This window comes from Pseudomonas sp. S49 (genome assembly GCF_009866785.1).
GTDB lineage: Bacteria > Pseudomonadota > Gammaproteobacteria > Pseudomonadales > Pseudomonadaceae > Aquipseudomonas.
Genome location: NZ_CP019432.1, coordinates 4,460,448 through 4,480,017 on the forward strand (window position 1 = coordinate 4,460,448; position 19,570 = coordinate 4,480,017).

The 19,570-nt window shown below is 60.8% G+C and carries 20 protein-coding genes; 9 read left to right on the plus strand and 11 right to left on the minus strand.

Features of this window, described 5'->3' with window-relative positions; all coding sequences use genetic code 11:
- Positions 1–22: 22 nt before the first annotated feature.
- Together PspS49_RS19550 and PspS49_RS19555 are read right to left on the minus strand one after the other, a co-directional pair.
- Positions 23–196, minus strand: a complete 174-nt coding sequence (locus PspS49_RS19550) for a DUF1427 family protein (protein WP_007969534.1) — start codon at positions 194–196, stop codon at positions 23–25.
- Between the two features lie 224 nt (positions 197–420).
- Positions 421–1,203: a helix-turn-helix transcriptional regulator gene (locus PspS49_RS19555; RefSeq protein WP_160041113.1), complete on the minus strand. Its 783-nt coding sequence runs from the start codon at positions 1,201–1,203 to the stop codon at positions 421–423.
- 136 nt (positions 1,204–1,339) lie between these two features.
- Between PspS49_RS19555 and PspS49_RS19560 the strand changes: the two genes are divergently transcribed.
- Positions 1,340–1,567: a DUF6555 family protein gene (locus PspS49_RS19560; protein WP_127929067.1), complete on the plus strand. Its 228-nt coding sequence runs from the start codon at positions 1,340–1,342 to the stop codon at positions 1,565–1,567.
- Between the two features lie 39 nt (positions 1,568–1,606).
- On the plus strand, positions 1,607–1,879 hold the full coding sequence (locus PspS49_RS19565; protein ID WP_127929068.1) for a hypothetical protein: 273 nt from the start codon (positions 1,607–1,609) through the stop codon (positions 1,877–1,879).
- Between the two features lie 25 nt (positions 1,880–1,904).
- Here the strand turns inward: PspS49_RS19565 and PspS49_RS19570 are convergent, their stop codons facing one another.
- The 3 genes from PspS49_RS19570 to PspS49_RS19580 all read right to left on the minus strand — a co-directional run bounded on the left by PspS49_RS19570 (position 1,905) and on the right by PspS49_RS19580 (position 3,958).
- Positions 1,905–2,069, minus strand: a complete 165-nt coding sequence (locus PspS49_RS19570) for a metallothionein (RefSeq protein WP_160041115.1) — start codon at positions 2,067–2,069, stop codon at positions 1,905–1,907.
- 947 nt (positions 2,070–3,016) lie between these two features.
- Complete coding sequence (locus PspS49_RS19575) at positions 3,017–3,469, minus strand: DMT family transporter (protein WP_077573754.1); 453 nt, start codon at positions 3,467–3,469, stop codon at positions 3,017–3,019.
- A gap of 3 nt (positions 3,470–3,472) precedes the next feature.
- Complete coding sequence (locus PspS49_RS19580) at positions 3,473–3,958, minus strand: DMT family transporter (protein WP_127929070.1); 486 nt, start codon at positions 3,956–3,958, stop codon at positions 3,473–3,475.
- Positions 3,959–4,071: 113 nt separating this feature from the next.
- Between PspS49_RS19580 and PspS49_RS19585 the strand changes: the two genes are divergently transcribed.
- Positions 4,072–5,007, plus strand: coding sequence for a LysR family transcriptional regulator (locus PspS49_RS19585; RefSeq protein WP_127929071.1), 936 nt, complete (start codon positions 4,072–4,074; stop codon positions 5,005–5,007).
- 208 nt (positions 5,008–5,215) lie between these two features.
- Here PspS49_RS19585 and PspS49_RS19590 read toward each other — a convergent pair whose 3' ends face one another.
- The gene (locus tag PspS49_RS19590) at positions 5,216–6,898 is read right to left on the minus strand and encodes a methyl-accepting chemotaxis protein (RefSeq protein ID WP_160041117.1); all 1,683 of its coding nucleotides are present in this window, start codon (positions 6,896–6,898) and stop codon (positions 5,216–5,218) included.
- A gap of 202 nt (positions 6,899–7,100) precedes the next feature.
- On the minus strand, positions 7,101–8,417 hold the full coding sequence (locus PspS49_RS19595; protein WP_150776636.1) for a Na+/H+ antiporter NhaC family protein: 1,317 nt from the start codon (positions 8,415–8,417) through the stop codon (positions 7,101–7,103).
- A gap of 385 nt (positions 8,418–8,802) precedes the next feature.
- Between PspS49_RS19595 and PspS49_RS19600 the strand changes: the two genes are divergently transcribed.
- On the plus strand, positions 8,803–10,950 hold the full coding sequence (locus PspS49_RS19600) for a methyl-accepting chemotaxis protein (protein ID WP_160041119.1): 2,148 nt from the start codon (positions 8,803–8,805) through the stop codon (positions 10,948–10,950).
- 341 nt (positions 10,951–11,291) lie between these two features.
- On the opposite strand, the gene PspS49_RS19605 is transcribed toward PspS49_RS19600, so the two are convergent.
- The 4 genes from PspS49_RS19605 to PspS49_RS19620 are packed head-to-tail and all read right to left on the minus strand — an operon-like array spanning position 11,292 to position 13,893.
- On the minus strand, positions 11,292–12,605 hold the full coding sequence (locus tag PspS49_RS19605) for a sensor histidine kinase (protein ID WP_127929075.1): 1,314 nt from the start codon (positions 12,603–12,605) through the stop codon (positions 11,292–11,294).
- Positions 12,602–13,270, minus strand: coding sequence for a response regulator transcription factor (locus tag PspS49_RS19610; protein WP_016986295.1), 669 nt, complete (start codon positions 13,268–13,270; stop codon positions 12,602–12,604). Before PspS49_RS19610 ends, PspS49_RS19605 begins: the two co-directional genes overlap by 4 nt.
- A gap of 3 nt (positions 13,271–13,273) precedes the next feature.
- Entirely contained in the window at positions 13,274–13,585 is a 312-nt protein-coding gene (locus tag PspS49_RS19615; RefSeq protein WP_038362521.1) for a PepSY domain-containing protein, read from the minus strand.
- Positions 13,585–13,893 (minus strand): PepSY domain-containing protein, encoded by a 309-nt coding sequence (locus PspS49_RS19620; RefSeq protein WP_127929076.1) that lies wholly within the window; start codon positions 13,891–13,893, stop codon positions 13,585–13,587. Before PspS49_RS19620 ends, PspS49_RS19615 begins: the two co-directional genes overlap by 1 nt.
- A gap of 245 nt (positions 13,894–14,138) precedes the next feature.
- On the opposite strand from PspS49_RS19620, the gene PspS49_RS19625 reads away from it, so the two are divergent.
- The 5 genes from PspS49_RS19625 to codA all read left to right on the plus strand — a co-directional run bounded on the left by PspS49_RS19625 (position 14,139) and on the right by codA (position 19,499).
- Positions 14,139–15,218, plus strand: coding sequence for a patatin-like phospholipase family protein (locus PspS49_RS19625; protein WP_160041121.1), 1,080 nt, complete (start codon positions 14,139–14,141; stop codon positions 15,216–15,218).
- Positions 15,219–15,303: 85 nt separating this feature from the next.
- Positions 15,304–15,660, plus strand: coding sequence for a 6-carboxytetrahydropterin synthase QueD (gene queD, locus PspS49_RS19630; protein WP_007915588.1), 357 nt, complete (start codon positions 15,304–15,306; stop codon positions 15,658–15,660).
- A 200-nt stretch (positions 15,661–15,860) separates the two neighbouring features.
- Positions 15,861–16,679, plus strand: a complete 819-nt coding sequence (locus PspS49_RS19635) for an alpha/beta hydrolase (protein WP_127929078.1) — start codon at positions 15,861–15,863, stop codon at positions 16,677–16,679.
- 285 nt (positions 16,680–16,964) lie between these two features.
- Entirely contained in the window at positions 16,965–18,236 is a 1,272-nt protein-coding gene (gene codB / locus PspS49_RS19640) for a cytosine permease (protein ID WP_150751187.1), read from the plus strand.
- A gap of 15 nt (positions 18,237–18,251) precedes the next feature.
- Positions 18,252–19,499 carry a cytosine deaminase gene (gene codA / locus PspS49_RS19645; protein ID WP_150751188.1) on the plus strand — a complete coding sequence of 416 codons (1,248 nt, stop codon included), beginning with the start codon at positions 18,252–18,254 and terminating at the stop codon, positions 19,497–19,499.
- Positions 19,500–19,570: the final 71 nt, after the last annotated feature.

The window sequence follows — 19,570 nt, forward strand, 5'->3', positions numbered from 1 at the left end:
CACCGAAGGAGAAAAAGGGAATTCAGGACAACCAGCCCGCGACCAGTTGCCGGCCCATCGGCCACAGCTGCTCACCGGCCAACATGCCGAGTAAACCGACCAACGCGATGGCCGGTGGCGCCGGAGAACGAAAATCCAGCGCGCCGTACAACAGGCCGACGCCCAGACCAATGGCCAGCGAAATCAGGTAGTTCATGGGGAGTAACTCCGCCCGTTGAAAGGAATGGGCAAAGTTTAGGGAACCGGCCGGGATGGCATCGGCCAAGGACTTCTGAATTTCGGACAAGTATCGGATGCACACCACAGAACCCTGTGGGAGCGAGCTTGCTCGCGAACGCGGTGTGTCAGTGAAGGATGAGTCAGCTGACCCACCGCATTCGCGAGCAGGCTCGCTCCCACATTGGATCTGCGCTGGTTTGATTAATCCTGTTCCACTACGAATTGTGAGGGGGCGACACCCAATTCACGGCGGAACATGTCGCTGAAGCTACTGGGTGAATAGCCGAGCTCCCGGGCAATCACACTCACCGCCACGCCCTGAATCAACTCCGCCACCGCTGTCGCCAGTTGCACCTGCCGCCGCCATTCGGCGAAACCCATGCCGAGGCTGTCCTTGAACAACCGCGCCAGGGTGCGCACGCTGGCTCCGGCATTTTCCGCATGTTGCTCGAATGGAATCTCCAGCGACGGCGCCGCCATCACCGCCTGACACAGATTCATCAAGCGCCGGTCGGAGTCGTCCGGCAGCGGGATCTTCAACTGCGAACGCCTTGCGCGTTTCAGCTCCAGTAACGCCAACCCGACCAACGCCTCGTAATACGCCGGATCACCGCTATCACCCTGCTCCACCAGCCCGACAATCAACTCACGCAGCAAACCGCCGACCTCGATCACCTGCACCGTCGTGTCCAGCGTCGCCGCCAACGCCGGGCGCAGGTAGATATTGCGCATCTGCAGATCCGACACCACCCGAATCCCGTGCGGCACGCCGGGCGGCAACCATACCGCCCGCTGTGGCGGCACCACCAACGCTTCGTGCGGCGTCTCGACCCACATCACCCCGCTCATCGCATACAGCAACTGGCCCCAGACATGCTCATGCGGCTCGATAAACAAGCCACGCGGATAGGTACGCGCCACACGTTGCACGGGCACATCGGTATCACTGAGATCGGGCGGTGCGGCAAGGGCCATGGCGAGCATTCATTGGGGTTGGCGGGAACGCCATGGTAACCAGTGCGCCACGGCGTCGCCAACGATAGAGACCGTCGGACAATCCGAATGAATTTTCCCGGTGCGCCGCGATCCCTCTATTACCACAGGGAGGAATACGGGCTTTATGAACAACGCAAAACTCTATGTCATCGAATACACCCTTCACGGCACGCCCAAGTCGTTCATTATCCGCTCGGACAAGATGGACAACGCTGAGGCGTGGCACTGGGCGAGCTGCGACGCCGGCGTCGGTCGCATCCCGCGTTTTGGCCGTGAAAAAGTACAGAAAACCAGCAAACCGATGGCGGAAAAATTCGGCGTCGAAAACGTGGTCTGGCGAACCACCAGCTAAGCTCTGCCCAGCGATCGGCATCATTCGGGGGAATGCACCATGACCAACATCATCAGCCCGGCGCATCTGGACTACGGCCTCGATACGCTGTTCGGGCGTATTACCAAAAGCGTGGATTGCCGCGTCGGGCTGGAGGCGGTCGAAGGTGACCCGTTTCGCTTTGCCTTGCGAGTGCCGGCGCCGCTGCCTGAAGATCTGGACCAGGCGAAAACCGTCGTGGTCAGGGTTGAAGGGCGACGGCTGCAAGGCACCGTGAGGCATACAGAGCGGCTGGATGATGAAAGTATGAAACTGGAAGTGGAGCCTGATTAGGCTCCACTTTTTTATGCGTCGTTCGTCATCCGGGGGCGCATTTACAGCCCTTGGTTGAGCATTCTTCGCCACTCTTGTGGTGGTGAGCGCAGGCCTCGCAGCAATAGTGTTTGCCGTGAACTGCGTAGGAATGATCGCCTTCCTTGATGGTGCATTTGCAGTTGGGACAATCGCATTTTCTATCGGGCATGGGACAGACTCCTTGGGTGGGGGTTGTCTGGGGCTTGAAGGGCAAGCCGTGATAACCAGTGTAGAAGCTGCCGGAGATTTGGGGGGTGGGGGCATATCCGTTGCTGCGGGTGCTGCCGCTGGCGGTTTCGCTCTTACAGCGAGTCCCTTTTTCAAACGCCAAAAAGGAACCAAAAGGCTTTGCCCCGGCGTACGGCACTTCGCTGAGGCTCAGTGTTCCCTCGCTACGGTGTCCATCCGGGGGCATCGCCTACGGTTTGCTTCGCTGCACCTCCTCTCGATGTGTGCGGCTTCGCCGCACGGCGCTACGCGCCTACCCCCGGATGAACACCTTCGCTCGGCCTGCCGAAGGGGCAAAAGATCAAAAGCCAAAGCCAAAGCCAAAGCAGGATCAAAAACCAGATCAAGAGCCCCTCACCCTAGCCCTCTCCCCAAGGGAGAGGGGACTGACCGAGGTGTTTGGGAGAGCTACGCCGACGTGCGATACCGAGTTGAACTCAAGCTTTGAAAAGCCCAAAAATCGGCCCCCTCTCCCTCGGGAGAGGGCTGGGGTGAGGGGAAGCACCACCACAAATCCAAAGCCGACCACGCCCCGCTCTTCACCACTCAATAGGCCGAGTGTCAGCTCGCCTGCTCTTGATCTTGACCCACGGGCGACGTCGGAAGGCTGAGTGGAGGGATTGATCCGGGCGTGGGAGCGTAGCGACCGTTTGGCGCAGCCAAACACAGCGAGAGGAGGTGCAGCGAAGCAAACCGTAGGCGCTGCGCCCGGATCGATCCCGCAGCGAAGGAACCCCGAGCCCCAGCGAGCGGGCCGCACGCAGGAGCAAGCGTTTTTTTGCTTACTTTTTTTAGGCGTTTGTAAAAAAAGTGAGTCGCCGTAAGGGCGAAACCCTAAGCAGCCGTTACCGCAGCAACGGATATGCACTCAACCCAGATCAACCCAGGTCACCCAGCCTGACGCGAACTCCTATACATAAACACCAAAGCCACCCCCAAACACACCATCGCCAAAATCCGCGAACCAGACAGCTCAATCGCCGGATTCCCCAACCAGCCAAAATTATCAATCAACATCCCCATCCCCAACTGCCCGACAATCACCGCCACCGTCGCCACAGCCGTCCCCACCACCGGCACCGCCCCCACCATCACCATCATGTAGACCACGCCAAACAACGCCCCGGTCAACTGCCACTTCGGCACATCCAAAAGACTCACCGCATGCGCCGGCTCAAAAAACAGAATCAACAACCCCGTCGAAACAGCACCAACGACGAATGTCAGCAAACTACTGCGCAACACCCCGACGCTCTCGCCCAGACGCCCATTGATCGCCGCCTGCACACTCAACACCGCACCGGCCAACACCACCACCGCCAACAAAATAATCAGACTCATCACTCACCCCCGCGCAATCAAAACCAAAGCCACCACAATCAACCCCAACGCCAGCCACCGCTCGGCATTGACCTTCTTGCGAGTCGCGCCGAACCAACCGAAATGGTCGATCAACACACTCTTGCCAACCTGCCCGGACAAGATCGCAATCATCGTCATCGCAATGCCGATATGCGGTGTTGCCAGGGTCAACACCACCACATACATCGGCCCCAGAAACCCGCCGATCAACTGCCAGCGCGGCAGATCAGTCAGGGCCGGGCCTTTTTGCGGGCCAGCGAACAACAGCAGCAAAAACAGAATCGCCGAGCCAACCCCGAAGATGCTCAATGTCGCCCACAGATTCCCGACCTGCACACCCAACGGCCCGAGCAACCCCGCCTCCACCGATAACCCCATGCCCGCCAGAATCACCAGCGGCAGTAACAACAGGCGCAGCCCGGCCTTCTTCACCGGCGCCGCAACGGCGACCTCATCCAACGTCTGCATAAACAACCTTCCACTCAAGTAAACGATGGCGCGGATTATCGGCTGGCGAAGCTGTGCGATAAATGGGAGCATCCGGACAACACTTTTGCGCAAGTCGCACAGCAGGACGAACGATGCACGGGCTAAACGAACTCGGATTCAAGGCACTCAGGCTGTTTGTCGCGGTACTCGACCACGGCAGTTTTTCCGAAGTCGCCCGTCGCGAAGGCGTGGCGCCCTCGTCGATTTCCCGGCAGATCCAGTTGATGGAGCAGGCGCTGAACCAGCAATTGCTTTACCGCCACACTCGCGCCGTCACGCCGACCGAAGCCGGGCGCATGCTCGGCCATCATGCGCGGCTGGTGCTGGTGCAACTGGAAGAAGCCGAACAGGCGTTGCAGGAACAGCAAAGCGAACCCACCGGTCTGGTGCGCATCAATGCCCCGGTGGTGTTCGGCCAGCGGCATCTGACGCCATGGCTGGGCAAGCTGTGTGCGCGTTATCCGAAGCTGCAACTGGATATCCAGCAGACCGACCACTACGTCGATCCATTGCAGGAAGGCGCCGACCTGCTGTTCCGCATCGGCCCGTTGCACGACTCGAGCATGCAGGCGCGGATTCTCGCGCCGCATCGCTTTCAGGTCGCGGCCAGCCCGGCGTATCTCAAGCGCCACGGTACGCCGCAAAAACCCGAAGATCTGGCGCAACACCAATGCCTGGCTTACAAAGGCGCGACCGGCCAGCAACGCTGGTTTTTCCGCCGCGACGGCGAGGACTGGACGCCCTATTCGGTCAAAGGCCCGATCACCGGCAACCACGCCGACACCCTCACCCAAGCCGCTGAACAGGGTTTGGGGCTGGTGATGTTTCCGTCTTGGCTGATTGGTGAAGCGGTGCGCGACGGCACGCTGGTGCCGGTGTTGGGGGAATATCAGGTGTCGAACAGTCTGGAGCCGCAGCAGATTGCGGTGTTGTGGCCGGGGAGCCGGAGGTTGTCGGTGAAGGTGCGGACGGTGATTGATTTCTTTGTCGAATGCTTTGGTGAAGTGCCCTACTGGGATCGACCTTGAGGGGCTGAAGATCAAGAGCCCCTCACCCTAGCCCTCTCCCGGAGGGAGCGGGAACTGATTGGGGGATGCTGTGGAACTACGCCGACCTGGAACAGCTTTACCGAATCCATAATCGACTGAATCTTTCAGGTCGATGTATGACGCAAGACACCTCGGTCAGTCCCCTCTCCCTCCGGGAGAGGGCTAGGGTGAGGGCCTTTTCAGGCTGTCAGATCCGGAACTGACCCACGAGTTTGCCCAGCCGCTGCCCCAACTCCGCCAGACTGCGCGAAGTCTGCGCACCCAACTGCGTTTCATCGGCCACGCTGTCCACCGCCACCGCAATCTGATGCACGCTGCGGTTGATCTCTTCGGCCACCGCCGTTTGCTCTTCCGCCGCACTGGCAATCTGCGCGTTCATCGAGTTGATCGTCGCAATCAACGATGCCATCGCATCCAGCGACGCCCCGGCCTGATTGGCCTGTTGCGAAGTACCGTCACCCGCCTCGCTGGAACGGCGCATCGCCTCGACCGCCGACTGCGTGCCCGCCTGCAAGCGATCGATCATCCCTTGAATTTCCTGAGTGCTGATCTGCGTGCGGCTGGCCAATGCCCGCACCTCATCCGCCACCACGGCAAAGCCGCGCCCGGCTTCACCGGCGCGCGCCGCTTCAATCGCGGCGTTCAGCGCCAGCAAGTTGGTCTGTTCGGCGATCGAACGAATCACCCCGAGCACACCAACAATCGAGGTCACGTCCTGCTGCAAGCTATCGAGCGACACGCCGCTGCTGCGAATGTCATCGACCAAGGCATGAATCTGTTTGATGCTGCCCGCCACCACACGCTTGGCGCTCTGGCCTTCTTCGTCAGTCTGCTGGGCGGCGACGGCGGCGTTCTGCGCGCTCTTCGCCACTTCCTGTGCGGCGGCGGACATTTCATTGATCGCCGTGGCGACCTGATCGGTCTCATGGCGCTGACGCTCCATCGCCTGATCGGAACGCTGGGCCTGATCGGACACCTGCGTCACCAGCCCGGTCAGTTGCGTGGTCATCTCGGTGATCTGTCGCACCAGGCCATGGATCTTGTCGACGAAGCGATTGAACGAGCCGGCCAGTTCGCCGAGTTCATCCTGGCTGGTGATATTCAGTCGACGGGTCAGATCGCCCTCGCCTGCCGCGATGTCATCGAGGTTGGCTTTCATCAGGGTCAACGGACGCAAAATGGTATTGGCCAGCAGCATTCCCGCCGCCGCGATCACCAACAGCACTACCACGGCCACGCCGACGATGCTCAGCACCACGCCTTGCATGCGTTCCTGCACTTGGGTTTCGACCTGTGCGACTTGCGCTTCAATGCCGTCAAGGTTGACCGACGTACCGACCGCCATGTCCCATTTCGCCAGATATTCGGTGTAACCGAGTTTCGGCACCAGCACCTGCGCGTTACCCGGCAGCGGCGAGCTGTATTGCAGATAGTGCGTGCCGTCCTTCGCCACTTTCACCAGCCCGAGATTGACGTAGACGCCGTTCGGGTCGCGGTTGTCCTTGAAGCTTTTGCCCACGCCTTCGGGGTCATTGGCCTTGAACAGGCGCACGGTCTCGGAGTCGTAGCCGAAGAAGTAGCCGTCCTTGCCGTAGCGAATACCCGAAAGCAACTTGATCGCCTGCGCCCGCGCCTCGTTGTCACCCGGCGCGGCCGCGTCGTACAGCGGTTTGATCGTGGTCATGGCCACGGCGACGTAACTTTGCAGGGTGGCTTTGGCATCGCCGAGCAGGCGCTCGCGGGTCTGTTCGACCTCTTTGTGCGCTTGTTCCTGGAGGATGAACAGCGTGGTCAGGCTGATGACCAGCGCAAAGAGCAACACCGGGAGAACGGCGAGGGACAGGACTTTAGCCTTGAGGCTCAGGCGCATTTTTGGGGCTCACTCTTTTGGTTTTATTGGCGTGGTTAAAGGCTTTAACGGCACGCCAGATCAAAAGTTGAGCTTCGATATGAGGATCGTTCCCACGCTCTGCGTGGGAATGCAGCCCCGGACGCTCCGCGTCCAACAACGTGACGCAGAGCGTCACAAGAGGCATTCCCACGCAGAGCGTGGGAACGATCACCGGCGGGGTTCAGAGGACCATCGCGGCCACCCAGCCGAACGCCAGCAGCGGCAGGTTGTAGTGCAGGAACGTCGGCACCACGGTGTCCCAGATGTGGTGATGCTGGCCGTCGATGTTCAGACCGGAGGTCGGACCGAGAGTCGAATCCGAGGCCGGCGAACCGGCGTCGCCCAGCGCACCAGCGGTACCGACGATGCACACGATAGCGATCGGGCTGAAGCCCAGTTGCACGCACAGCGGCACGAAAATCACCGCCAGAATCGGTACGGTCGAGAAGGATGAGCCAATGCCCATGGTCACCAGCAACCCCACCAGCAACATCATCAAGGCACCGATGCCCTTGCTGTGATCGATCCACGCCGCCGACGTTTGCACCAGCGTCTGCACTTCGCCGGTAGCCTTGATCACTTCGCCGAAACCGGAAGACGCGATCATGATGAAGCCGATCATCGCCATCATCTTCATGCCTTCGGTGAACAGATCGTCGGTCTCACGCCACTTGACGATGCCGGACGCCGAGAAGATCAGGAAGCCAGCCAGCGCCCCGATAATCATCGAGTCCAGCAACAACTGAATAATGAACGCGGCGGCAATCGCCACACCGGCAATCATCAGGCTGAGCGGGTTGTACTGCACCGCCACCTGTTCAACCTGCTCGATCTTCGCCAGGTCGTAAACGCGTTTTTTGCGATAACTGATAAACGCAATGCCCAGGCCCACCAACATGCCCAGCGCCGGAATGCCCATGGCGTGGGTGACATTGATGCCGCTGATGTCGACGCCGCTGCGCGCAACATTCGCCAACAAAATCTCATTGAGAAAAATGTTACCGAAACCCACCGGGAGGAACATGTACGGGGTGATCAGACCGAAGGTCATGACGCAGGCGATCAGGCGGCGGTCGAGTTGCAACTTGGTCAGTACATAGAGAAGTGGCGGCACCAGCAGCGGAATGAACGCGATGTGGATCGGCAGGATGTTCTGCGAAGCGATCGCCACGACCCACAGCAAGCCGATCAGCAGCCATTTGACGCTGCCACCGCCGGTCGCATGCTGGCGATCAACCATCGCCAGCGCCTTGTCAGCCAGAGCGTGGGCCAGGCCCGACTTGGCAATCGCCACGGCGAACGCGCCGAGCAACGCGTAGGACAACGCCACCGTCGCCCCGCCGCCCAGGCCGCTATTGAACGCCTTGAGCGTGGCTTCGATGCCCAGACCACCGGTCAGGCCGCCGACCAGCGCGCCAACGATCAAGGCGATCACTACGTGCACGCGGGACAGGCTGAGAATCAGCATGACGCCGACTGCCGCTATGACTGCATTCATTTCACTACCTCAAAAAACACTGCGGTGGAAAACACACCGCCAGACAGGATGAGTCCGCCAGCGTTTGATTGGCGGATTTGCAAAGAGGGTCTTATTAGAAGGGCGCGCACTGTGCCGCAGCGAACTTCCCTTGTCAAAGCCGACACCGCCTCCAGTGATCGTTCCCACGCTCTGCGTGGTAACGCCTCAATGGACGCTCTGCGTCCGCTTTGGGACGCGGAGCGTCTCGGGCTGCATTCCTTTGCTGCGCGTGGGAACGATCAAGAACAGGGTTTCCAGCCCCCGGATGCGGCAATTGGTCATATTGTGTTTCAAGGATAAAGAATGCCGAAACGCGGCCGTTACAGTGCAAAGTCTCAGATATTTATCGAATAAGGACGTCTCCATGTCGCTCAGACAACTTTCCATCCAATGGAAAATCACCCTGCTCGCCGGCCTCTGCCTGGCCGGTATCGTGACCCTGTTGGTCGGTCTTTCGCTGTATCGCATGGAGCACAGTTCTGCACTGGTGAAAGCTTCGAGCATGGAAATGCTCACCGAGTCGGCGCAAGCGCGCATCGAGTCGCAAGGCGAAGTGCAGGCTGCCGGCATCCGCCAGCAGTTCATGGACGCCTATCAGTACGGCCACGGTTTCTCGCGCCAGGTTTTGTTCCTGCGCGAGCAGGCCGAGAAGCGTTTTCTCGATGCTTTCGATCTGCGTGAAGACATGACCCGTCAGGTCAAATCGGCGTTGCAAGCCAACCCGGAGCTGCTCGGCCTGTCGCTGGTGTTCGAAGCCAACGCACTGGACGGCAAGGATGAACTGTTCGCCGATCAGGCTGAACTGGGCAGCAACGACAAGGGCCGCTTCGCCCTGTACTGGTCGCAACCGACCCCAGGCAAAGTCACCTCGATGGCCCTGCCGGAAAGCGACATGGCCGACACCAGCACCGGCCCCAGCGGTCAGGCGGCCAACGCCTGGTTCACCTGCCCACGCGCCACGCTCAAGCCGTGCGTGATCGAACCGTACTTCTATGTGATCGACGGGCAGAAGGTGCTGATGACCAGCATCGTCTTCCCGCTGATGGTCAACGGTAAAGTCATCGCCTCGCTGTCGGTCGACATCAACCTCAACAGCCTGCAAGCGATCAGTCAAGGCGCGAGCAAGAAGCTCTATGACGGCCAGACCGCCGTGAGCATTATCAGCCCCGCCGGCCTGCTCGCCGGTTACAGCCCGGATGCCGGCAAACTCAGCCAGCGTCTGGATGCCGTGGACACGATCAGCGGCGCCGAACTGCTGAGCAAACTCGCGTCCACTTCCAGCGTGAGCAGCCTGCACAGCAAAGGTCAGTTGAAAGTGCTGTCGCCGTTCCCGCCGATTCCCGGCGGCCCGTCGTGGGGCGTCTTGCTCGATGTGCCAGAGAAAGTGCTGGTCAGCCGTGCCGAAGCGCTCAAGCAACAACTGGATGCCAGCAACACTTCCGGCACGCTGATCGAATTGAGCCTGGGCGTATTGGCCGCATTGATCGGCCTGCTGCTGGTGTGGCTGATGGCACGCAGCGTGACCAAGCCGATCCTCGGCGTGGCGCACATGCTCGAAGACATCGCCAGCGGCGAAGGTGATCTGACCCGTCGCTTGGCCTACGACAAAAAGGACGAACTCGGTCAACTGGCCGGCTGGTTCAACAAGTTCCTCGACAAGTTGCAGCCGATCATCGCCGAAGTGAAGCGTTCGGTGCAGGATGCGCGCAACACCGCCGACCAGTCCTCAGCGATTGCGACCCAGACCAGCGCAGGTATGGAACAACAATACCGTCAGGTCGATCAGGTCGCCACCGCGTCTCACGAAATGAGCGCCACCGCGCAAGACGTCGCCCGCAGCGCCGCACAGGCTGCCGAAGCGGCCAAGGATGCTGATCGCGCTACCCGTCAGGGCCTGACCGTGATCGACCGCACTACCGCCAGCATCGACACCCTCGCCGCCGACATGAGCGCAGCCATGGTGCAAGTCGAAGGCCTCGCCGCCAACAGCGAGAAAATCGGCGCGGTGCTGGAAACCATCCGCGCCATCGCCGAGCAGACCAACCTGCTGGCGCTCAACGCCGCGATCGAAGCGGCCCGTGCCGGTGAGGCCGGCCGTGGTTTTGCCGTGGTCGCCGACGAAGTGCGCAACCTCGCCCGCCGCACGCAAGAGTCGGTGGAAGAAACCCGTCAGGTGATTGAGCAGTTGCAGAGCGGTACGCAGGATGTGGTCGGTTCGATGGGCAACAGCCATCGTCAGGCTCAGGGTAGCGTTGAACAGGTTGGCCAGGCAGTGACTGCGCTGCGTCAGATTGGTGATGCGGTGACGGTGATCAGCGACATGAACCTGCAGATTGCCAGCGCCGCTGAGGAGCAGAGTGCGGTGGCCGAGGAGATCAACAACAACGTGGCGACGATTCGCGATGTCACCGAGTCGCTGTCCGGGCAGGCGAATGAGTCGGCGCGGGTGAGTCAGTCGCTCAATAGTCTGGCGAATCAGCAGCAGAGTTTGATGGATCAGTTTCGGGTGTGATTCGAAGGTTGTGGGGTGTCAGTTGGATTCCCCCCTCACCCCAGCCCTCTCCCCCCAAGGGGGGCGAGGGGGAAAGGGAGCCGATCTCCATGTCATTCAAAACCTGAGTTCGACTCCATATTTCAGATCACGATGATGCTTTCAAAACCTGAGTTCGGCTCAGCATTTCAGATCACGAGGATGCTTTCAAAATCTGAGTTCGGCTCGGTATTTCAGATCACGAGGATGCTTTCAAAGCGTGAGTTCGACTCGGTATCTCACGTCGGCGTACCTCTCCCAAACAACGCGGTCAGTCCCCTCTCCCTCCGGGAGAGGGCTAGGGTGAGGGGCTTCTAGAAGGCTCACCGCCGAGGCAACTCGATCACCACCTTCAACCCGCCCCACTCACTCTCGCCCAACACCAGCAACCCGCCCCAAGTGTCGACGATGTCGCGCACAATCCCCAATCCCAAGCCATGCCCGTGAGTCTGTTCATCCAGCCGCGTGCCACGACTGAATACCTGAGCGCGCTGTTCTTCGGGAATCCCCGGGCCGTCATCTTCCACGCTCAAGGCAAAGCCATCCGTGCGTTCGATCACACTCAGGCGCACCTCGGCATCCGCCCATTTGCAGGCGTTGTCCAAAAGATTGCCGAGCAATTCGAGCAAATCCTCACGATCCCACGGCAACTGCAACCCCGCCGGCGCGACATAACTCAACGCCAGATGCTCGCCGTGAATCATGTTCAACGTAGCGAGCAACCCCGGCAGTTCCGCGTCGCAATCAAACAGCGCGCCCGGCAACGCATCCCCGGACAGCCGCGCACGGTTCAGTTCGCGATTGAGCCGTTGCTGCACCTGCTCCAGCTGTTCCTTGAGCACCTTGCGCAACTCAGGATGAGCATCGAGTTTTTCACTGGACGCCAGGCTCAACAACACCGCCAGCGGCGTTTTCAACGCGTGCCCGAGATTGCCCAAGGCATTGCGCGAGCGCTTGAGGCTGTCTTCGGTGTGCGCCAGCAAATGGTTGATCTGCGCCACCAGCGGTTCCAGCTCCACCGGCACCTGATCATCGAGTTGTGAACGCTGGCCCTGCTGCAACTGCGCGATCTGTTCGCGAGCCCTTTCCAGCGGTTTCAACGCGCGGCGCACGGTCAAGCGCTGCAAGAACAGAATCAACAACAATGCCGCCAAACCGAGGCCGAGGCCGATCTGACGCATGCGCTGAAAGCTCTCGCGCACCGGCGTGTAATCCTGCGCGACGCTGATCGAAATCGACTGGCCCAAGCGTCGATAATCCGAGCGCAGCACCAGCAACTGCTGACCGTCCGGGCCCAGTTGCAGATTGCTGTGCAGCCCGGGATGGTCGAGCAACGGCAGATCCTGATCCCACAACGAACGCGAGCGCCAATGGCTGTCGGCAAAATCGATACGGAAATAATGCCCGGAAAACGGTCGCTGATAGGCCGGCGACAGATGCCGCTCATCCAGTTGCAAGCCTTGCGGTCCGCGCACCAATGCCACCAGCAGACTTTCGCTGTCGTTGCGCAGACCCGCTTCGAGATAGCGCTGCAAACCCACTTCGAACAACCACAGACTGGTTTGCGCCAGCACCACGCCGACGATCACCATGACGCTGATCAACCCCAGGCTCAAGCGGCGCTGGATTGACCTCACGAAGCTTGCCCGCCGAACAGGTAACCCTGGCCGCGACGGGTTTCGATCACGCTTTTGCCGAGCTTGCGGCGCAGGTGATTGACGTGCACTTCGAGGACGTTGGAGTCACGTTCGGTTTCACCGTCGTAGAGGTGTTCGGCGAGGTGGCTTTTGGAGAGGATCTGTTCCGGGTGCAGCATGAAATAGCGCAGCAGGCGGAATTCAGCGGCGGTCAGTTGAATGTCGGCGCCATCGCGAACCACGCACTGACGGCCTTCATCCAGATGCAGCCCCGCAGCCTGCAAGGTCGGTTGATTGGACTGGCCCTTGGAGCGGCGCAACAGCGATTGAATGCGCAACTGCAACTCTTCGGGGTGAAACGGTTTGGTCAGGTAATCATCGGCACCGGCCTTCAGGCCTTCGATGCGCTCGGCCCAGGAATCGCGCGCCGTGAGGATCAGCACCGGAATCGCCAGGCCGCCGGCACGCCACTGCGCCAGCACCTCAAGCCCCGGCACACCGGGCAGGCCGAGGTCGAGAATGATCAGGTCATAGGGCTCGCTGCTGCCCTGATACAACGCATCACGACCGTCCGCCAGCCAATCCACCGCGTAACCCTGGCGTTGCAGGCCGGCGAGAAGTTCGTCGGCCAGCGGTACGTGGTCTTCCACCAATAGCAAACGCATCGATCAATCTTCCTTGTCTTTCACAAGTTCGCCGGTATCGGCCTTCAAGTGCAGCTCACGGGCGACACCTTCGACGGTCAGCAGCTCGACTTCATAAATGTAGACGTCGTGTTTTTCTTCCAGCTCGACTTCCAGCAGTTTTGCGCCGGGATAGCGATCCATCGCCTGCTGCAGCACTTGCTCCAGCGGCAGGATCACACCCTTCTCCCGCAGACTCAGGGCCTCGTCCTGATCGAGGTCGCGGGCCATTGCTGCCGAGCAGAAAATCACCAGCGCCAATGCCGTACGGCTAGTGGCGCGAACATTAACCTTCATTACTTATCCTGATGATCCTTGAGAACCTGCCCAGTCACCGCGTCTAATTCCAGATCCCAATCGACGCCCTGCGCATCGCGCATTTCGATCTGGTAGATGTACTTGCCGTACTGCTCTTCCAGCTCGGTGTCGGTGATCGTCGAACCCGGATGTTTGGCCAGCGCGGCGGCGTTGAGCTTCTCGAAGGAGACGATAGTACCAGCGTCGCGCAGACGCAGGGCTTCGTCAGGGCCGAGATCGCGGGCATGGGCGAGGCTGGCGGTGCAGCCGATGATCGAGGCAATGGACAGGGCAGTCAGGGTTTTCATGGAGTCTCCGTATTTTTATGTGTTGCTTACGGTGGGCACCTTAGCGGGATGAACTTAACTGAAACTGAATTGCCATCATTGCTCCAGCTCAACACATTAACTCCTGTGGGAGCGAGCCTGCTCGCGAAAGCGGTGTGTCAGCCGGCATTGATATCGACTGACACGCCCTCTTCGCGAGCAGGCTCGCTCCCACAGATGGCCGCAGTGGTTCTATAATCCTTCGCTTGCTAACGATCGAGACCGGTATGACCGCCATCCACATCAAATTCCCCGCCCTCACCCTCAAGGCCGGCCCGCGCGCCATGGCGCGTATTCGTGCGCAAGGCCTGAACGCTGCCGACGTCGGCACCCTGCCCGGCGCCGCCGGTGGGCCGAAGGCGTTGGGGATTCAAGGGCTGGATCTGGCGTTGTTCGGCGAATGGCTGCCGAGCGCACCGCGTGAACGCTCGCTGATCGGCGCCTCGGTCGGTTCCTGGCGCTTCGCCAGTGCCTGCCTGCCGGACGCCGCCGAAGGCATCCGCCGTCTCGGTCATCTGTACGCCGAGCAGAACTTCAACAAAGGCGTGACCATGGCCGAGATCAGTCAGAGCTCGCAGCGCATGCTCAACGACCTGCTCGACGACCGCGACGCGAGCATCCTCGACAACGCCCATTACCGCTTGAACATCATGGTGGTGAAAAGTCAGGGGCGTCTGGCCGATGACCATCGCGGGCGCCTCGGTCTGGCGCTGGGCTCGGTGATTGCCGACAACTTGCGCGGTCGCGCGCGGCTGTCGCGGCACTTCGAACGCCTGATCATCCACGACCCGCGCCTCGCCCCGCCGGTCAATGCGCTGAACGATTTCCCGTCGCGCTTCGTCGCCCTGAACACCGGCAACCTGCGCCAGGCCCTGCTCGCCTCGGGTTCGATCCCGATGGTCATGGAAGGCGTGCGCGATCTGCCGGGCGCCGGTGCCGGCACGTTCCGCGATGGCGGTCTGCTCGATTATCACCTCGACCTGCCGTACAGCGGCGACGGCATCGTGCTCTATCCGCACTTCACCGATCGGGTGATTCCGGGCTGGTTCGACAAGACCCTGCCATGGCGCAAGGCCTCAGTGGAACGCTTGCAGGACGTGCTGTTGCTCGCGCCATCGAAGGAATATCTGGCGCGCCTGCCCTACGGCAAACTGCCCGACCGGAATGACTTCAAACGCTTCATGGGCGATGCGCCGGGCCGGCAGAAATACTGGCACGCGGCGATGGACGAGAGCCGTCGCCTTGGCGATGAATTCCTTGAACTGACTGCCAATGGTCGCCTCGCCGAGCGCTTGCTGACCCTTTAGTCAGCACGGCCAAACACAAGCTGGTAAACTCGCCGCCTGCCCGAATCGCTGCGGCGAACGCCATCTGAACAGAGCCAAAAATACCGTGGAAATCTTCAAAGAGTTTACCTTCGAATCCGCCCACCGCCTGCCGCACGTCCCGGACGGCCACAAGTGCGGGCGTCTGCACGGTCACTCGTTCAAAGTGGCGCTTCACCTCAGCGGCGACCTCGATCCGCACACCGGCTGGATCCGCGATTTCTCCGAAATCAAAGCGATTTTCAAGCCGCTGTACGAGCGTCTCGATCACAACTACCTGAACGACATTCCCGGTCTGGAAAACCCGACCAGCGAAGTACTGGCCAAATTCATCTGGAATGAAATGAAGCCGTTGCTGCCGGAACTGAGCGCGATCCGTATTCACGAGACCTGCACCAGCGGTTGTATCTATCGCGGTGAGTAACTTCTGACACCCCAACTATCCCTGTGGGAGCGAGCCTGCTCGCGAAAGCGGTGTGTCAGCCGACATTGATATCGACTGATACGCCCTCTTCGCGAGCAGGCTCGCTCCCACAAGGAAACAGTGATTTGCCAGAGAACAGCCTTCACGGCTGTTTTTTACGCCTATGCTTTTTGGCTCCCACCCGCCAAGAGGACAGGCCCATGACGGACTGGCTGCTGGATCAGGTCTTTGACTTCAACGGGCACCACATTCGTTACGCCGTGCGCGGCGATGGCCCGCCGCTGGTGTTCGTGCATGGCACGCCGTTTTCGTCATACGTGTGGCATCGGATCGCGCCGCACTTTTTCGCCACGCATCGCGTGCATTACTTCGACCTGCTGGGTTATGGACGCTCCGAACAACCCGACGCCGACGTCTCTCTCGGTGTGCAGAACCAACTGTTGGCCCAACTGCTCGATCACTGGAATCTGCAACGCCCGGACGTGGTGGCCCACGACTTCGGCGGCGCCACCGTGCTGCGCGCGCATCTGCTCAACGGCAAGGATTACCGCAGCCTGACCCTGATCGACCCGGTGGCGCTGACGCCGTGGGGTTCGCCATTCGTGCAGCATGTGCGTCAGCATGAAGCGGCCTTCAGCGGCCTGCCCGACTACATCCAGCGCGCCATCGTGCCGACCTATATTCGCGGGGCGATTCACCGCGATATCCCCGACGACGAACTCGCACCCTACGTGCAGCCATGGCTCGGCGATCCCGGGCAAGCGGCGTTCTATCGGCAGATTGCGCAGATGGACGAGCGCTATACCCGTGAGGCCGAAAGTTTGTACCCGACGATCCGCTGTCCGGTACAGATTCTCTGGGGCGAAGACGATCAGTGGATTCCCATCGAACGTGGTCGAGCGTTACATCAAATGATCCCGGGATCACAATTCCACCCGATTGCCAACGCCGGCCACCTCGTCCAGGAAGACGCCCCCGAAGCCATCGTCGCTGCCCTGATGCGATTTCTCTCACCTTGATCGTTCCCACGCTCTGCGTGGGAATGCCTCAACGGACGCTCCGCGTTCGGCTTTGGAGTGGGACGCGGAGCGTCCCGGGCTGCATTCCCACGCAGAGCGTGGGAACGATCTACCAGAACGCCTTCGCGAGCAGGCTCGCTCCCACATTGGGCTTGGGTGTATTCAGGTGCACCGCTTTCGCGCCAATCCGCGCGACTCGTCTATACATAACCCGCGCCACACGGCATTTGGCACGACCGCTGCAACCCTCCCCCGCGTCTCCTCTCTTCCAGCAAGGACCGCCCCATGACGCAGAACGATCCCGGCAACGATTACCCCCTCAGCGAAGTCCCCATGCATGCGCGCAAAGGCCTGGCCTCCACGGCGATGGTGTTACTGGGCTTCACGTTTTTCACCGCGACCATGTTTGCCGGCGGCAAGCTCGGTGTGGCGTTCAGCTTCGGCGAGATGATGGCGGTGATCATCGTCGGCAATCTGTTGCTGGGTCTGTATGCGGCGGGCCTGGGTTACATCGCTTTCAAGAGCGGCCTCAACTCGGTGTTGATGGGCCGTTTCTGTTTCGGCGAAGTCGGCAGCAAGCTCAGCGACCTGATCCTCGGTTTCACCCAGATCGGCTGGTACGCCTGGGGCACCGCGACTGCAGCGGTGGTGCTCGGCAAATACTTCGATCTCGACGAAGGCACGGTGCTCGGGCTGATGGTGTTGTTCGGTCTGGTGTTCTGCGCCACGGCCTATGTCGGCTATCGCGGACTGGAGATTCTGTCGTACATCGCCGTGCCGGCGATGATGTTGCTGCTGATGCTATCGATGTGGGTGGCGACGGTGAAAGTCGGTGGTTTCGAAGGCTTGCTCAGCGTGGTGCCGAGCGGTTCGCTGGACTGGTCGACCGCAATCACCCTGGTGTTCGGCACCTTCGTCAGCGGCGCCACGCAGGCGACCAACTGGACACGTTTCTCGCGTTCGGCGCGGGTCGCGGTGCTGGCCAGCCTGATCGGATTTTTCATCGGCAACGGTCTGATGGTGTTGATCGGCGCGTACGGCGCCATCGTCTATCAGCAACCGGACGTGGTTGAAGTGCTGCTGTTGCAAGGATTCGCCATGGCGGCGATGGCCATGCTGTTGCTGAACATCTGGAGCACTCAGGACAACACCATCTACAACTTCGCCGTCGCTGGTTGCAACCTGCTGCGCACCGGCCGACGCAAAACCGTGACCCTCGCCGGTGCGGTGATCGGCACTCTGCTCGCGCTGCTGGGCATGTACGACATGCTGGTGCCCTATCTGATTCTGCTCGGCACGGTGATTCCACCGATTGGCGGGGTGATCATGGCGGACTTTTTCTACCGCTGGCGCGGGCACTATCCGCGTCTGGCCGACGCACGGTTGCCGGCGTTCAACTGGCCGGGGCTCGGGGCCTATGCGGTCGGCACCGTCGCCGCGTTCAACTCGCCGTGGGTCGCGCCACTGGTAGGGATCGCCGCTGCCGCGCTAACGTATGTCATCGTCACCGGCGTGCTCGGCGCTCGCAGCGCGAGCGCGCCACTACAAGACTTATAAAAAAGGATTCGCCTGATGCACATCATCAACGCCCGTTTGCGCAACCAGGACGGTTTGCACGAATTGCACCTTGAAGACGGCCTGATCCGCAGCATCGCCCGGCAGACCGAAGCGCCCACCCTCGGCCCGGATGACCTCGACGCCGGCGGCAACCTGGTGGTGCCGCCCTTCGTCGAACCGCACATCCACCTCGACGCCACCCTCACCGCCGGCGAGCCACGCTGGAACATGAGCGGCACGCTGTTCGAAGGCATCGAATGCTGGGGCGAGCGCAAGGTCACCATCACCGAAGAAGACACCAAGACCCGCGCGAAGAAAACCATTCAGGCGCTGGCCGCCCACGGCATCCAGCACGTGCGCACCCACGTCGATGTCACCGACCCGCAACTCACCGCACTCAAAGCCATGCTCGAGGTGCGCGAGGAAAGCCGTCACCTGATCGATCTGCAAATCGTCGCGTTCCCGCAGGAAGGCATCGAGTCGTTCCGCAACGGCCGCGAGTTGATGGAGGAAGCGATCCGCATGGGCGCGGACGTCGTCGGCGGGATTCCGCATTTCGAGTACACCCGCGATCAGGGTGTCAGTTCGGTGAAGTTCCTGATGGACCTGGCCGAGCGCACCGGTTGCCTGGTCGACGTGCACTGTGATGAAACCGACGACCCGCATTCGCGCTTTCTCGAAGTGCTCGCCGAAGAGGCCCGCAGCCGCGACATGGGCGCCCTCGTCACCGCCAGCCACACCACGGCGATGGGCTCCTACGACAACGCCTACTGCGCGAAACTGTTTCGTCTGCTCGGCCATTCCGGAATCAGTTTTGTCTCCTGCCCGACCGAAAGCATTCACTTGCAAGGGCGCTTCGACAACTTCCCGAAACGCCGGGGCGTGACCCGCGTGAATGAATTGCTCGAAGCCGGGATGAACGTGTGTTTCGGTCAGGATTCCATTGTCGATCCGTGGTATCCGCTGGGCAACGGCAACATCCTGCGGGTGCTCGAAGCCGGACTGCATATCTGCCACATGCTCGGTTACCGTAACCTGCAAAGTGCACTGGATCTGGTCACGGATAACAGCGCCAAAGCCATGCACCTGGGTGAGCGATATGGCCTGGAACAGGGGCGTCCGGCGAATCTGTTGATTCTGTCGGCGGACAGCGATTACGAGGTGATCCGCAGTCAGGGCTTGCCGTTGTATTCGATTCGCGGCGGCAAGGTGTTGATGAAGCGGCAGATGCCGGTGGTGGAATTCAGTGGTGAGCTGAGCTGAGAGGCGCCCCGTAAATCCAATGTGGGAGCGAGCCTGCTCGCGAAGAGGTTGGCAGATCCGGCATCACCGCC